Annotated in this window: 10 protein-coding genes and 1 pseudogene; 9 read left to right on the top strand and 2 right to left on the bottom strand. The window is 45.8% G+C overall.

Features of this window, described 5'->3' with window-relative positions; translation table 11 throughout:
• The first annotated feature begins 128 nt into the window (after nt 1-128).
• Nucleotides 129-2,687: a sigma 54-interacting transcriptional regulator gene (locus QT979_RS00935; RefSeq protein WP_333307633.1), complete on the top strand. Its 2,559-nt coding sequence runs from the start codon at nt 129-131 to the stop codon at nt 2,685-2,687.
• A gap of 32 nt (nt 2,688-2,719) precedes the next feature.
• On the opposite strand, the gene QT979_RS00930 is transcribed toward QT979_RS00935, so the two are convergent.
• Nucleotides 2,720-3,367, bottom strand: coding sequence for a ceramidase domain-containing protein (locus tag QT979_RS00930; RefSeq protein ID WP_333307631.1), 648 nt, complete (start codon nt 3,365-3,367; stop codon nt 2,720-2,722).
• 345 nt (nt 3,368-3,712) lie between these two features.
• Here QT979_RS00930 and QT979_RS00925 point away from each other — a divergent pair, with 345 nt between their 5' ends.
• From QT979_RS00925 to psbM, 4 genes are all read left to right on the top strand, one after another.
• A complete protein-coding gene (locus QT979_RS00925; RefSeq protein WP_333307628.1) occupies nt 3,713-5,098 on the top strand; it encodes a TIGR03279 family radical SAM protein in 1,386 nt (461 codons plus the stop codon).
• 141 nt (nt 5,099-5,239) lie between these two features.
• Nucleotides 5,240-7,084, top strand: coding sequence for a TolC family protein (locus QT979_RS00920; protein WP_333210386.1), 1,845 nt, complete (start codon nt 5,240-5,242; stop codon nt 7,082-7,084).
• 118 nt (nt 7,085-7,202) lie between these two features.
• Nucleotides 7,203-7,499 (top strand): 2Fe-2S iron-sulfur cluster-binding protein, encoded by a 297-nt coding sequence (locus QT979_RS00915; RefSeq protein WP_333083505.1) that lies wholly within the window; start codon nt 7,203-7,205, stop codon nt 7,497-7,499.
• 280 nt (nt 7,500-7,779) lie between these two features.
• Nucleotides 7,780-7,893 (top strand): photosystem II reaction center protein PsbM, encoded by a 114-nt coding sequence (gene psbM, locus QT979_RS00910; protein WP_015177760.1) that lies wholly within the window; start codon nt 7,780-7,782, stop codon nt 7,891-7,893.
• 120 nt (nt 7,894-8,013) lie between these two features.
• Here the strand turns inward: psbM and QT979_RS00905 are convergent, their stop codons facing one another.
• A complete protein-coding gene (locus QT979_RS00905; protein WP_333210388.1) occupies nt 8,014-8,865 on the bottom strand; it encodes a universal stress protein in 852 nt (283 codons plus the stop codon).
• Nucleotides 8,866-9,006: 141 nt separating this feature from the next.
• On the opposite strand from QT979_RS00905, the gene QT979_RS00900 reads away from it, so the two are divergent.
• The 4 genes and pseudogenes from QT979_RS00900 to QT979_RS00885 form a co-directional block, all read left to right on the top strand.
• Complete coding sequence (locus tag QT979_RS00900; protein ID WP_333210390.1) at nt 9,007-9,507, top strand: thioesterase family protein; 501 nt, start codon at nt 9,007-9,009, stop codon at nt 9,505-9,507.
• A 142-nt stretch (nt 9,508-9,649) separates the two neighbouring features.
• Entirely contained in the window at nt 9,650-10,711 is a 1,062-nt protein-coding gene (locus QT979_RS00895; RefSeq protein WP_333307623.1) for a DMT family transporter, read from the top strand.
• Between the two features lie 24 nt (nt 10,712-10,735).
• Complete coding sequence (locus tag QT979_RS00890) at nt 10,736-11,911, top strand: ATP-grasp domain-containing protein (RefSeq protein ID WP_333307620.1); 1,176 nt, start codon at nt 10,736-10,738, stop codon at nt 11,909-11,911.
• Nucleotides 11,912-12,241: 330 nt separating this feature from the next.
• Nucleotides 12,242-14,076: pseudogene (locus QT979_RS00885) on the top strand (hypothetical protein); the annotation flags it as partial.

Below are 14,076 nucleotides of genomic sequence, written 5' to 3'. Positions count from 1 at the left end.
GAAGACAGAAAATTAACACCACACTCAAACTCAAAATGCTAGTCGTTCCCAGCAGTTAATATTGATGTAGCACAAAAATATATATCCTACACCAACCACCACGATTCGGCTTTCGCCGACGCTAAGCGATGTCTACCGAAACATTAGTTAACTGGCTCGAATCGAGCACCGAATTAGGCATATTATCCCGCGAGATTTTACAGGCGATCGCGCGTGAAATGGAAATGGCAACTTTTCCTGCCGGATTTCGAGTGGTAATTGAAGATACGCCTGTCACTAATCTCTATATTTTAGAACGGGGACAAGCCGATCGCTACCGCCGCAAACAACCGGGATTAATGTGGGGGAGTAGTTTATTGCCGGGGGCGATCGTCAATTTATCGGCCCTTCATCGATCGCAACCTGCGGATAGTCGAATTATTGCTCGGACAGAGTGTCAATTTTGGGTAATTAGTGCCGATCGCTGGCGTGGTTTGCTAGAAAGATATCCACGGATCGCCGAAGCCTACGCTCAACGTTTGGCGGCGAAATTAGAGCAGCTAGAAGCAGAAATTGCCTACGAACGAGAGCGTCAAAATGCCCTCCGAAGCTATCTAGTACCTAGGGCGAAACGAGGAGTCATTGGCAATAGTCGTTATGCAGTGAAATTGCGCCAACAAATTCGCACGGCATCGAGTGACAGCCGATCGGTATTAATCTCTGGCGAACCCGGTTTAGAAAAGGATAATTTAGCTGCTTTAATTCATTTCGGTTCCCATCGCCGCAACGAGCCAATTATTCAGATTAAAAGTGCTTTACTTCAGAGCAATGGAGCGGAATTATTCGGGCGGTTGGGCGGCAAACCGGGGCTGTTGGAATGGTTGGGAGAAGGGACGTTAATTTTAAATGACGTGCAAGAATTACCCGCTCAATTATGCCCCCAAATTCAGCAATTATTAACCGAGGGAACCTATACGCCAGTTGTCAAGGAAGGACAAATACCGCGACCACCGCGTTCTAGTAAGGCCCGGATAATTTTAATCTCAGAAATTGTGCAGCCCAAACTAGATAAGCTGACACAACACAAGATTAAAGTCCCATCCTTGCGGGTGCGAAAAGCAGATTTAGAGGCACAAGTCAACTATTATCTCAATATCATTGGTCGCCAAAAGAAATTAGGTAAGCCCCAAGTTACACCGGAAGCAATTCGCCGCTTACAAGCCTACGATTTTCCAGGTAATTTGCAGGAATTGCAGGGAATGGTCGATCGCGCCTTAGTTCAAGCACAGGGGAGTCAGGTATTAACGGAAGAAGTCTTTTGGGCCCAGGCGGCGAAGAAACAAAAGTTTCGGCTGAATTTATTAAATATTTATCCAAAATTTCGGCAATTTTTACGGAGCGATTGGTATCCCGATCGCGTGAATTATTGGTTTACCACCTGGGTGTTTGCATTGGTGGTAATTATCCTGTTTGTTGCTCCCCAAGATCGACAACATAATTTTGCCCTAAATATCTTTTGGGCGTGGTGGTGGCCGTTAATTTTATTATTATTCCCCATCATCGGGCGATTGTGGTGTGCTTTTTGCCCTTTTATGATTTATGGGGAAATCGTCCAAAAATTATCGCTAAAAATTTTCCCTCGAACTCTCAATAAATGGCCGCGCCAACAAGCCGAAAAATGGGGTGGCTGGCTTCTATTTGGACTATTTACTCTGATATTTCTGTGGGAAGAGTTGTGGAATTTAGAAAATACCGCCTATTTATCCAGTTGTTTGTTGTTGCTCATCACCGCCGGAGCGGTAATTTTTTCCCTAATCTTCGAGAGGCGATTTTGGTGTCGTTATTTATGCCCGATCGGGGGAATGAATGGATTATTTGCTAAACTCTCAATTATCGAACTTCGCGCCCAACAAGGGACCTGCGCGGCGGAATGCAGCACCTACCAATGTTACAAAGGCGGCCCCGGCTTGGGGGAAGGATTAACTACTAATGGCTGTCCGATTTATTCCCATCCCGCCCAGTTAACCGATAATAAAGATTGCGTGTTGTGCATGACTTGCTTGAAAGCTTGTCCGCATCGATCGGTAGAATTAAATCTGCGCCCTCCCGGCATCGAATTATGGACTACCCACGTTCCTCACAGTTATGAAGTTGCCCTGTTATTTCTATTATTAGGCGGTATTTATCTGCATCGCTTGCCGGAGATAAATAGTTGGTTGGGGCTGGGCATCAATTTAGAGCAATTTTTACCTCATTTAGGACTATCGATCGCAGTGTTAATTATCCCGCCGATGATTCCCCTAATTGCCTACGCAATCATGCAGGCAATTTATCGATTGGGACAAGCAGAAACCATGCCATTTACAACCTACAAACCCCTCTCATTTGTCTCTCTCGCCTACGGTTATTTACCCTTAGTTTGGGGCGGTAGTTTGGCTCACTATTGGCGATTGGGTTTGCAGGAAGGCGGTCGAGTGATTCCCGTAACTTTGGCCACTTTCGGACAAATTAGAGACGATTTACCGAGTTTTATTGCCGATCCAGCGGTGATTAGTTTCTTGCAAGGTTTAACTTTGATTGTATCATTATTAGTTACAATATTTGTAACTCAAAAAATTGCCAAGCGCTCAATTAAATCTTTGATTCCACAACATTTAGCGAGTTTATGCCTGATGCTGAGTTTGTGGTGTGCGATCGTAGGAACCTGAGAGTCAGTATGCGCGATATATTACTTTGAGTTTTAAGTTTTTACTCGCTCTGACCAATTTAAGAGCAGGCTTCTTGCTGACAGGTACAGCAAAACACCATTAAAAAGGTGCCAGAAGAAATGAGTCCCTGGTGAAAACAAAGGGCAAATTGCCCGATCGATAGTACGGAATGCAAGGGCTAATAGGAAAACACCTGTTGCTGCTAATAGAATGAATGGTTCGCGCTTTTGCTGTCGATAGTGATACAGTCCTAGTCCGAGCAAAACCAAAAATGCAGGAGCATACGAAAGAGAACCATTGAGAAGATTTATAAATTGCTTGCTAAAATCGCTAACAAAAAAGAATGCTGCAAGTAATACTCCTGCATATCCTGAATTCATCCTAACTACCCGACGACTGTAAAGCCATATAAAACAAAGCTGAAAGAGCAGAATAGGAATCACATCTAGTAAATTTGCCCATCGCGTTGCAAATGTATGAAACAGGAAACTTCCGATACCAATACTGGTGGCTAAAGCAATCAGTATCCAAATACCAGGTGATATTCTGTGGTGTCGCTGAGCTAATTGCCAAATAGCCCATGCTGCAATAATGAAAGACACATTGGAAATAGCATTCAGTGGCTCGCTCCATAAACCAGGAATGAGCCGCTCACAGTAAAAATCGATATAATCATTCATATAGCAAAACCATTTGATTTGTAAACAATCGATTCAATCATCACAAGCGTTTCAGGTTGTTCTACATTCACGACTAAAATAGACTTGCTATAGCTCTACCATTTATTTTTTAAAGTTAACTTATAATTGTGTCGCAGATGCTGTACAATACACTATCTAATCTAGAATACCGCAAGTCGCTGATGTATGTAAACCCCTTCTTACTCGCCTTCAGCATTTTCAACTAAACTAAACCTGTAGAATTGAGACAGGTGAATAAGAGATAGTACGAGGGTTGTTTTTACACATAAAAACCTCAAGAAACTCTACAAAACTCAATCTAACCCAATAATTAATCCCGAAATCATGAGCGACTTATCAACCCGACCCGCCCTAATCACCAAAGTTATCCCCGACAGCATCTGCGCCGAAATGGGATTTGAACCCGGAGACTCAATCGTCGCCGTCAACGGTCAAAAACCCCGCGACTTGATTGACTATCAATTCCTGTGCGCCGATGAATTTTTAGAATTAGAAGTATTAGACACTAAAGGCAAAACTCACAAGTTAGAAATAGAAAAAGAGTATGACGAAGACTTGGGATTGGAATTTGAAACTGCTCTCTTCGATGGACTAATTCAGTGCAACAATCGCTGCCCTTTTTGCTTTATTGACCAACAGCCTCCGGGAAAGCGCGAAACTTTGTATCTCAAAGATGATGACTACCGACTTAGTTTTCTTTATGGTAGCTATCTCACTCTCACAAATCTGACTCAAAAAGAGTGGGACAGAATCGAAAAAATGCGGCTTTCTCCTCTTTATGTTTCCGTGCACGCTACCGAACCGGAAGTGCGAATTAGACTGTTAAAAAATCTCCGGGCTGGCCAGATTTTAGAGCAAATCAAGTGGTTTCAAGAACGCCGCTTGCAAATTCACGCTCAAGTAGTTGTTTGTCCTGGTATTAATGATGGCGAACATTTAGAACGTACTTTGTTAGATTTGGCAAAGTTTCATACTGGAAGTATTCCCGCTGTCGCATCGGTGGCTGTAGTGCCGGTGGGTTTAACTCGCTTTCGCCCTCCCGAAGATGAACTAATCGCAGTAACGGCGGAAAAAGCGCGAGAAGTAATCGAGCAAGTGCAGAAAATTCAAGGGCTTTTGAGTACAGGAAAAGGTGGCAAAAAAGGGAAAAAGCAGAATTCAAAATCGCGCTGTATTTGGCTGGCTGACGAGTGGTTTTTAATCGCGGGTTTAGATTTGCCGTCGGCTGCTGATTACGAAGATTATCCCCAAATTGGTAACGGTGTGGGTTCGATTCGCCAGTTTATCCAGCAGTTTGAAACGGCTTTCGAGAAGCTGCAACCGATGCCAGTCGAGCCCGATCGCAAGTTAGTTTGGGTGGTGGGGAATGCTGTCGAAAAAGCTTTTGAGCCGATCGTACAACAACTAAACCAAATTCCCGGCTTGTCCATCAACATGGCAGCACTGTGCAGCCACTACTGGGGACAAACTATCACTGTCACGGGTTTGCTCACCGGGCAAGATTTGCTCGAAGCTTTGCAGGGCAGAGACTTGGGAGATGGCATCCTGCTGCCGTCGGTGATGCTAAAACAGGGGGAACCGCGTTTTCTCGACGACATGACCGTCGAACAGCTCGCCAGCTCGCTGAAAACCCGGATTTTGCCGGTGAGCGGAGTAGAGGAACTAATCTCGGCGGCGATCGGTCTGGCAACTGCTGAGGTTGAATTCTAAATTTAGAATCGAACATTCAAAAGCTAAGATGAGTAGGGTAATTCTGACTTGTAACCGTCGAGTTCAGGCTACAGACTAGAAACTTGAGACCTCAATCTTGCTCTAAAATTGTCTCTAGGATTGCAGAGTAATTAAAAAATTATGCGTGTTTTTCGTCAAATCATCGTAGTCGGAGTGGGCGCTGCAATTACTTTGGGCAACGCCGCACAGAGTGCTTCAGCACAGTCTCCGACTCAATCTCAGGACAGTTTGGCCCTTAGCAATCAGCTCGAATTAGGGCAGAATGTTCGATCGACCTCGAACAAAGCGGCAGAATCAGCGTCAGAGGCCGAACAGTCGATCGCCCTTAACCCCCCAGCCGGGCCGGAGCAAGCATCAAAGCCTCAACAGGCTGCTCCGGCTTCCCCATCAACTCTGTCTCAGGCCGGTTCGACGCCTCTAAGAGGGTTGGAACCGACACAGACTCAGCAGCCTTCCCCGAACCCTCCCAACAATGTTCCTGTGCCCAGTTCCCCAGTACCAATTCTCCGGGGCACTCCGAACGAAAGTTTCCCCCCTGTCCCTCCGAGGGGCATTTTAGACACCAAGCCTCCGACTTCCCTGGAACCCAACCCGAATCCGCTGCTGTTTCCGACAAACCCGGAGGATGTCAGGATCGAGCAAACTGAGTCAATTACCTTGCAGCAGGCGATCGACCTCGCCCGCCGCAACAGCCAAGTTTTGCAAATCGCCGGACAGCAAGTGGAACAAAGCAGAGCAGCTTTGCGCGAACAGCAAGCTGCTCTTTATCCAGACCTAAATTTTCAAATGGACGCCAGCCGCTCTGTGACGGCCGGCGGAGAACTCGGAATCCGGGCTGGGCAGCGCCGCCTCAACGCTCTGGCTAACCGAACCGGGCAGCCCGCCGAGCAAGCCGGCACAAATTTCGGCAACAACAGTCTCAACAGCACTTTGCAGTTGAGCTATGACATCGATTTGTTCGGAAGGCGACGGGCTAACATCCGCGCGGCAGAGGAACAGTTGCGCCTTCGGGAATTGGATGTGGAACGCCAAGCCGAGGAACTCCGCTTCGACACTGCTGAGGCTTACTACACCTTGCAAAACGCGGACGGACAAGTTGCCATCCGCCAAGCTTCGGTCAGAAATGCCCAGCAAAGTTTGCGGGATGCCGAAGCCCTAGAACGGGCAGGGGTGGGAACCCGGTTTGCTGTGTTGCAAGCTCAGGCAAATTTGGCTAACGAAGTGCAACAACTGTCAGTGGCCCGCCGGGATCAGCGGGTTGCCCAGCGGCGACTGGCTGAGATTTTGAATATCAGCCAGTCGGCGAACTTGACAGCGGCAGATCCTGTAGAACAAGCGGGCTCTTGGAGGCTGTCTTTGGAAGAGAGTATCGTGCAGGCTTTTAAGAATCGCCCCGAGTTGGAACAGCAGTTGGTGCAGAGGGATATCAGCAAGCAGCAGAGGCGATCGATTCAGGCGGGGCGTTTGCCTCAACTGAGTGTTGGGGGTAGTTACAACGTACTGGGACAAGACCCTGATAACCCCGATCCGTATACTGCTCGCGGCTGGGCCGATGGTTATTCGATCCGGGCGAGTCTGACTTGGAGTATCTTCGATGGGGGCGCGGCGAACGCGAGGGTAAAACAGCGGGATGCGGATATTACGATCGCCGAAAGTCGATTTGACCAACTCCGCAATCAGGTGCGCCGGGAAGTGGAACAAGCTTATTTTGGCTTAGAGTCGAGTTTTGAGAATATCGAAACTTCTGAGGCGGGGGTTTTGCAGTCGAGGGAAGCTCTGCGTCTGGCGAGACTGCGGTTTCAAGCTGGTGTGGGTACTCAGACGGATGTGATTCAGGCGGAAACTGATTTGACTAGGGCTGAGAGAAACCGATTGTCGGCAATTGTTACCTACAACCTGGGACTTTCGTCTCTTCAGCGGGCTGTGAGCAATCTGCCCACTAATAACCTCTCGGATGCTCCTTGAGATTGGGTTGGGGGGAGCTTTAATTACCAGATCAATTGGACATCCTGTATTAAACGTCCGACACATTAGTTAATATTTTGTAATAGAGTTCCATGTCAACTGCGTTAAGGGATCGGCAATGGCCAATATCAAGTTTGTGAAGGAAAATCAGGAAGTCATCGCAGCAGACGGAGCCAATTTGAGGCTCAAAGCTCTAGAAAACCGCATCGATTTGTACACATTTTCGGGAAAGATGATGAATTGCGGGGGCATCGGTCAATGCGGCACCTGCATTGTGGAAATTGTCGAGGGTAGTGAAAATCTGTCGCCCCGCACTGACTTTGAGAATCGCAAGCTCAAGAAGAAGCCCGAAAACTATCGGTTGGCTTGTCAAGCTATGGTCAATGGCCAGGTGAGCGTGAAGACTAAACCGTGACTCTCAGAAGGCAGAAGGTTGATTAACAGAAAGAAAATGCAGAATGCAAAAATTGTGTTTTTTTTCCTATTTCACTGTATAATCACGCTTTTTGCTCGCCTAGGAAAAGAAACTTGGTTTCTAGGACAAATAAGAGATGGGGCAGCGAGGCATCCAAGCAGAAAGAGGGTTTCGACGCTTGTCGGTAAGCTCTTCTTCTGTCTTCGAGTTTGCCTTTTGCCTTTGAGTGATATCCTAGTTGTGTGTGTTTTTCTATTTTCCGATAGAGGCGAGCGTCTTCATGGAAGTTAACGATTTAGGGTTTGTGGCAACCATTCTGTTTGTATTGGTTCCCAGTGTTTTTCTAATCATTCTGTACATTCAAACTGCTAGCCGTCAAGGTAGAAAAGATTAGCAACTGCTGCTATTTTTATCTGGCTTTGCTGCTTGCAAAAAAAAGCGCCAACAGCTTTTTGCTGAGGCGCTTTTTTGATTAACTGTTGAGTGTTAGCTGCTAACTCTTAACAATAAGATCCTAGCCGACTGTGCGGGCTAGCAAGACGGGACAGTTGGCATAAACTCGCACATAGTCTGATAGCGAATTTCCTAGGAGTCGATCGATATCCACAAAGTTTTTGGCAACGCTGGGTCTCCGATCCGGGGAACCGATTACCAACAAGTCGGCATTCAAGTCGTCTGCAATCCGACAAATTTCTTCCCCTGGCTTGCCTGTAGCACTCACGCAGCGGTAGCTAACTCCCATTTGTTTCGCTAGTGCTACTGCCGGAGCTAATACGGGGTCTTTTTCAGCACTTCCTGTTAAATCTTCGCTGGCTTTTCCCGTCAAATCTTTGGTGACGTGTACTAAAATTATCTCTCCGCCGCTGACTTCTTTAACCAAAGATAGCGCAAGCTCTAATGACTGTTTGGCAGCTTCTGATTTGTCTACCGCCACCATGACGCGCTTGATTTTTTTGACGTAGATGTCGTCTTTTACTAACAACATCGGTCGGGATGTTAGCTGGAAAACGTACTGGCTGACTGAGTTTTCCAAAATCGATTGCAGCCGTCCGAGTCCCCGGGAACCCATAATTACTAAGTCGGATTGTTCTTCTTCTGCGACTTGGCAAACCGTGGTTTTCGGGTCTCCCTGTTTGAGCCGAGGGTTGACTTTGCTGGGATCTATTTTCAAAGACTGGACTGCTTGTGCTAAAATCTTGCCTCCTTCTTCCAGTTTCTCGGCCATGCCATCGGAGGTTACTTGGGGCGGCACGACGTGCAAGACGGTGACAGAGGTTTGTTGCAAGGAAGGGATGTCCATCAACATATTAAACATCTCTTCGCACAAGCCGCGACCGGCGACGGCTACTAAAATTTTTTCTATCATGGTTTTGGCGGTAAAAACAGTTGAGTTTTCTTGTGCGACGTTAAACTAGGCCGTTGGTACTCTAGTTCGTTAATGTTAAGCATAGACCTGAAGTTTGTCTTATGATTTGTAGAAATGTAGCGTTTTGGAACGATTTGTAAAGTGTTAGAGAACGATCGAACTCAACCAGAACTCGCACCGGCTGGTGCTATTCAAAATCGGCGGGGGATGGACTCTGAGGGCTGGTTTGAATATTTGGTGCGAGTGTACCCTCACCATACTGACTACAGCGGTGTGGTTTGGCACGGGACTTATATTGCTTGGATGGAGGAAGCTAGGGTGGAAAGTTTGCGCTCTCTCGGCATCGAGTATGCAGACTGGGTGGCGCAGGGTTTGGAATTGCCCGTGGTGGAACTTTCGCTGCGCTACCACCGGGCTGTACAAATGGGTCAATCTGTGGCAGTCAGAACGCGGATCGCTGCTACCGAGGGTGTGCGGCTGCTTTGGGATTACGAAATTCGATCGGCTGATACTCAGGAGTTATATGTGACAGCACAGGTAACTTTGGTTGGTGTCGATCGTGACAAGAACAAGATTATCCGGCAATTGCCACCGGCGATAAAGGAGGCTTTGACAAAGCTTTCTGTTAAACCTTCAGCCTAAGCTGCTGTTAACTCTAAAAAATAGTTTTTGCAGCCCTAGTAAGTAGAGTGCGTGACTTTTGAGTCACTCCATTCGTCGCCCAAATTTTCTTTTGTCACGCACCCTACACAACTGCATTCTGCCTTCATTGGAACTTTTAATAATGTCAAAAAAACTGGGATTGCCAGAGCCAAATATTGAACTTCAGCGCAATATTTTGGAAAAAACCGAGTTACACTCTGCCTTAACACCTGAAAACAAAACTCTTGTTTCGGGAAAGCCAGACAGTTTAAAAAACGGTGACTTAGCTGACAGTCAAGGCAAAATTTGGGCGATCGTTTCGCTGTCGGCGGCGCTGCTAGCGGTGTCGCTGGCAGCGATTTTTATTAGGTTGAGCGAACGGGAAATCAGCCCGAATGCTACTGTTTTTAACCGTTTGTGGATAGCAACTGTAGTATTTGGACTATGGAATGGTGCTGATGCTGCGCGTCGCCGAATGTCTGGGGCCCAAGTTGAAGAGCGATCGAACTACACTCTGCAGGATGTGATGCTGTTAATAGCCGTAGGCGTGGTTTCTTCTGCTTCTGTGGGTTTCTGGGCCTGGTCACTGAGTCAGACTAATGTCGCTAATTCTACTGTACTGCGAAACTTAACTCCTTTATTTACTACTTTGGGGGGATGGCTGCTGTTGGGGCGACGCTTTGACAACAGGTTTTTGGTGGGACTGGCGGTGGCTTTGTCTGGCGCAATTGCGATCGGAATCGACGATTTGCAAACTGCGGGAGACAATCTTGTCGGCGACGTTGCTGCTCTTTTATCGGCGATGTTTTATGCAGGAAATCTGCTAATTTCCGAACATTTGCGAACCAAGTTTCCGGCGACAACTATATTGATGTGGCGCTGTTTTATGGGCAGTATCTTGGTTTTGCCACTGGTTCTCCTTGCGGGCGATCGAGTTTTCCCTTATTCTTGGGAGGGATGGCTGACTGTAATTGCTTTGGCCGTGGTTTGCCAAGCTTTTGGTCAGGGACTGCTTATCCACAGTCTCGGTCGTTTTTCGTCGGAATTTGTAGCTTTTTTCCTGCTCCTAGAACCGGTAATTACGGCTATTATGGCTTGGGTGCTGTTTTCGGAAAGTTTAAGCTTGTTTAATTGGTTTGCTTTTTCTGTGGTTTTGGCGGGAATCTACTTGGGAAAATCTAGCAGTTCGGTGGCTAAAAAATGAAACAAAAAGGAAAAAAATACTTAAATGACTCCAACATCAATCAGCCTGAATAGCTGGCATTATGACTTTAGTTTGCTGCCTCAATATTTGGAGGTGATGTTTGCTAAATTGCGGATTGCTGTGGTGTTCGGCGGCGACTGCGATCGCCCCGGCTCAGTGATTTACAAAACTCACAATCCCCGCGCTTGGAAGAGTTACGAAATCGTCGCCCGCGAGATTGCTACAGCATTAGCAGAAATTGGCTTTAAGCACGTTTTTGTCCTACCTGATGACATGAATTTGCCGGAACAACTCAAACAAAATAATATCCATTTAGTGTGGCTGAATACTGGCGGAGTCCAAGGCTACAATCCTGTTTGTCACACTCCCGCATTGTTGGAAATGTTGGGAATGCCTTATGTGGGTCACAATCCTTTAAACAGTTCAACTTTAGATAACAAACACGCTTTTAAACGGGAACTGCAATCAGTCGGAATTAAAACCGCTCCGTTTATGACTTGGCATCCTTCTCAAGGGATTTTGCAGCCTAATTTGCATCAGCGTTTTGCCATTGCTTTTGGTGACTATCAAGGGCCGTTTGTTGTTAAACCAGTATCCGGCCGCGCTTCATTACACGTTCATTTTGTAGACAATATTGAGGGTTTGTCTCAGGCGGTTTCGGACGTTCACCGAGACACTCACAATACTGCTTTAATTGAAAAATATTTGCCGGGAAGAGAATTTTGTGTAGCGGTTTGTGGCTATGTTACTTATGCTAAAGGCATATTTGATAAAAATACCAAACCCTTTGCTTTTTCGACTGTTGAGCGGGTGCTGGAGCCGGAAGAACGCATCTTTACTTCTATGGATAAAAAGGCGATTACGGCCGACCGAGGACGGTTGATGGGCGGTGAGGAACCGGAACTAAAACAAGAGTTAATTGAGTTAGCTCGAAAAATTTATTGGGAGTTTAGTTTGAACAGTTTGGTGAGGATTGATGTCCGAAGTGATGCTGATGGCTCACTTTATGTTTTGGAAGCAAATCCCAAACCGGATCTGAAACATCCAGGGGAAAATGTGACGAGTTTGGTAGCTTTAGGTTTGGCGGAATACGGAATGAGTTACAACGATTTAATTTTTAGTTTACTGGCGGATAGGTTGGATTATTTGTTGACTCAGCATATCGAAATTATTCCTCATATTGTGGATTTGCTTCATTAATCGGACTTGCAGGGTGCGCTGCACCTTACCTGTAAACAAAACGGATTTGTAAAGAAATATAAATTGTTGAGCCAAGTGAACACAAGCTGGCAAGTTGTGATAGCTTTGAGTAATATCAATTTCGGTTGCACTCCTCATGACTGTTGACTGTTAACTGTTGACTGTTGACTGTTGACTGGCGGGTCGCAAAACTGAATGGTTGATTGTTAACTGTAGGCTCGATTTTCTTATTCCGATGCAACCGGAAACGATATAAGATAGCGAGTTGTGGATGTCCATTTTTTTGGTCAGCATCAAAATCACTCAATTTATATTAATTAGATAAAACAAATGGAAGCATTACTTTTATTAATAGGATTTGGAGGCGGGGCATTAGTCTGCTGGCTAATTTTGAATAAGCGAAATTCACGCAATTTGGTGCGGATGCAGGGTTCGCAGGAGGCTATATCAAATTTGGCTGCTCAGTTGGATGCCCGAACTTCGGAATTGCGACAAAAGGTACAGAATGAAAATCAGCTAAATTCTGAATTGTCCCAGTTGCAAAGTCGGTTGGAAACTGTGACTCGCGAGCAAGATTTCTTAAAAAATCAAGTGTCAGAAATGGAAGAATTTTTGACAGGAATTGCCCAGGATCGATCGCAAATTGATGCTCTGATTGCTGATTTGCAGTTTCAGTTAGAAAATGCTCACCAAGCTGAGTCGCAGTTAGCAGAAGTGGCAGAACTTAAAGAGCTGTTAGAAGTTGCGGATCAGGAGCGATCGCAACTTAACGCTCAATTGCTGGAAATGCAAGCAGAGTTAGAAGCGGTTGATGCAGAACGTTCTCAATTTCACGCTCTGCTGTCGGAATTTGAGAGTCAGTTGGAAACGGCTAGCCAAAGCCGATTGCAGGTACAGTACCAGTTGTCGGAAATTCAAATTAAGTTCGATCGCTCGATTGAAGAGCGGCACCAACTTCAGTCTCAACTGTTGGGTTTGCAAACTCAACTGCAATTAGTCGAAGCAGAGCGATCGCAATTTACTTCGGAATTGTCAGAGTTACAAGCTCAATTGGAGAGTGCAGAGCAAGAGCGCGAAATACTCAACTCTCAATTGCAAACAGCTCGCGAACAAGCACAGCAACCTCCATTTGAATTATTAGAACTGCAAAGACAGTTAGAAGCTGCTAATCTGGAGAAAATGCAGTTAAACTCTCAAGTTCATGAACTACAACTTCAATCCGAAATGGTGGTTTTAGAGCGAGAAAGACTCCTGTCTGAGTTGTCAGAATTGGAGTCTAAGATACATCGCAAGGAGGAAGATAGCTCGCAACTCCAGTCTCAGTTATCAGAACTGCAAGCTCAATTAGAAACAGCTAACACAGAAAGATCGCACCTTTATTCTCAACTCTCGGAATCCCAAAGTCAAATCGAGACAGCCCATCAGAATCAAACTAAACTTCAATCTCAAATCTCCCAGTTAGAACGCCAGTTAGAAAGTGTGCGTCAAACTCGCTCTGAATTAGAATCTCAGCTAGAAATTGCTAAAACAGAACGATCGCAACTTTATTCTCAACTCTCGGAAATTCAAAGTCAAGCCGAGACAGCCAACCAGAATCAAAATCAACTTAAATCTCAAATCTCCGAGTTAGAGCACCAGTTAGAAAGTGTGCGTCAAAGTCGCTCTGAATTGGAATCTCAGCTCACTTCTCAACTCTCGGAATCCCAAAGTCAAATCGAGACGGTCAATCAGAATCAAACTCAACTTCAATCTCAAGTATCGGACTTAGAAAATCAGCTAGAAAGTGTGCGTCAAAGTCGCTCTGAATTAGAAGTTCAGCTAGAAACAGCTAACACCGAACGATCGCAACTTTATTCTCAACTCTCGGAAATTCAAAGTCAAACCGAGACAGCGAACCAGAATCAAAATCAACTTCAATCTCAAGTATCGGACTTAGAAAATCAGTTAGAAAGTGTGCGTCAAAGTCGCTCTGAATTGGAATCTCAGCTCACTTCTCAACTCTCGGAAACTCAAAGTCAAATCGAAACAGCTAATCAAAATCAAGCTCAACTTCAATCTCAAGTATCTGACTTAGAAGCTCAGCTAGAGAGTGTGCGTCAAAGTCGCTCTGAATTGGAATCTCAGCTCACTTCTCAACTCTCGGAAACTCAAAGTCAAATCGAAAC

Source organism: Microcoleus sp. w2-18bC1 (assembly GCF_036700365.1).
Classification (GTDB): domain Bacteria; phylum Cyanobacteriota; class Cyanobacteriia; order Cyanobacteriales; family Microcoleaceae; genus Microcoleus.
Note: the sequence above shows the minus strand (reverse complement) of the source record. Positions and strands in the feature narration are given on the sequence as shown.

What these genes read in the sequence shown, in the direction of transcription:
- psbM (WP_015177760.1), top strand. Translation starts at nt 7,780, where the DNA reads ATGGAAGTTAACGATTTAGGGTTTGTGGCAACCATTCTGTTTGTATTG.
- QT979_RS00925 (WP_333307628.1), top strand. Translation starts at nt 3,713, where the DNA reads ATGAGCGACTTATCAACCCGACCCGCCCTAATCACCAAAGTTATCCCC.
- QT979_RS00930 (WP_333307631.1), bottom strand. Translation starts at nt 3,367, where the DNA reads ATGAATGATTATATCGATTTTTACTGTGAGCGGCTCATTCCTGGTTTA.
- QT979_RS00905 (WP_333210388.1), bottom strand. Translation starts at nt 8,865, where the DNA reads ATGATAGAAAAAATTTTAGTAGCCGTCGCCGGTCGCGGCTTGTGCGAA.
- QT979_RS00890 (WP_333307620.1), top strand. Translation starts at nt 10,736, where the DNA reads ATGACTCCAACATCAATCAGCCTGAATAGCTGGCATTATGACTTTAGT.
- QT979_RS00935 (WP_333307633.1), top strand. Translation starts at nt 129, where the DNA reads ATGTCTACCGAAACATTAGTTAACTGGCTCGAATCGAGCACCGAATTA.
- QT979_RS00920 (WP_333210386.1), top strand. Translation starts at nt 5,240, where the DNA reads ATGCGTGTTTTTCGTCAAATCATCGTAGTCGGAGTGGGCGCTGCAATT.
- QT979_RS00915 (WP_333083505.1), top strand. Translation starts at nt 7,203, where the DNA reads ATGGCCAATATCAAGTTTGTGAAGGAAAATCAGGAAGTCATCGCAGCA.
- QT979_RS00895 (WP_333307623.1), top strand. Translation starts at nt 9,650, where the DNA reads ATGTCAAAAAAACTGGGATTGCCAGAGCCAAATATTGAACTTCAGCGC.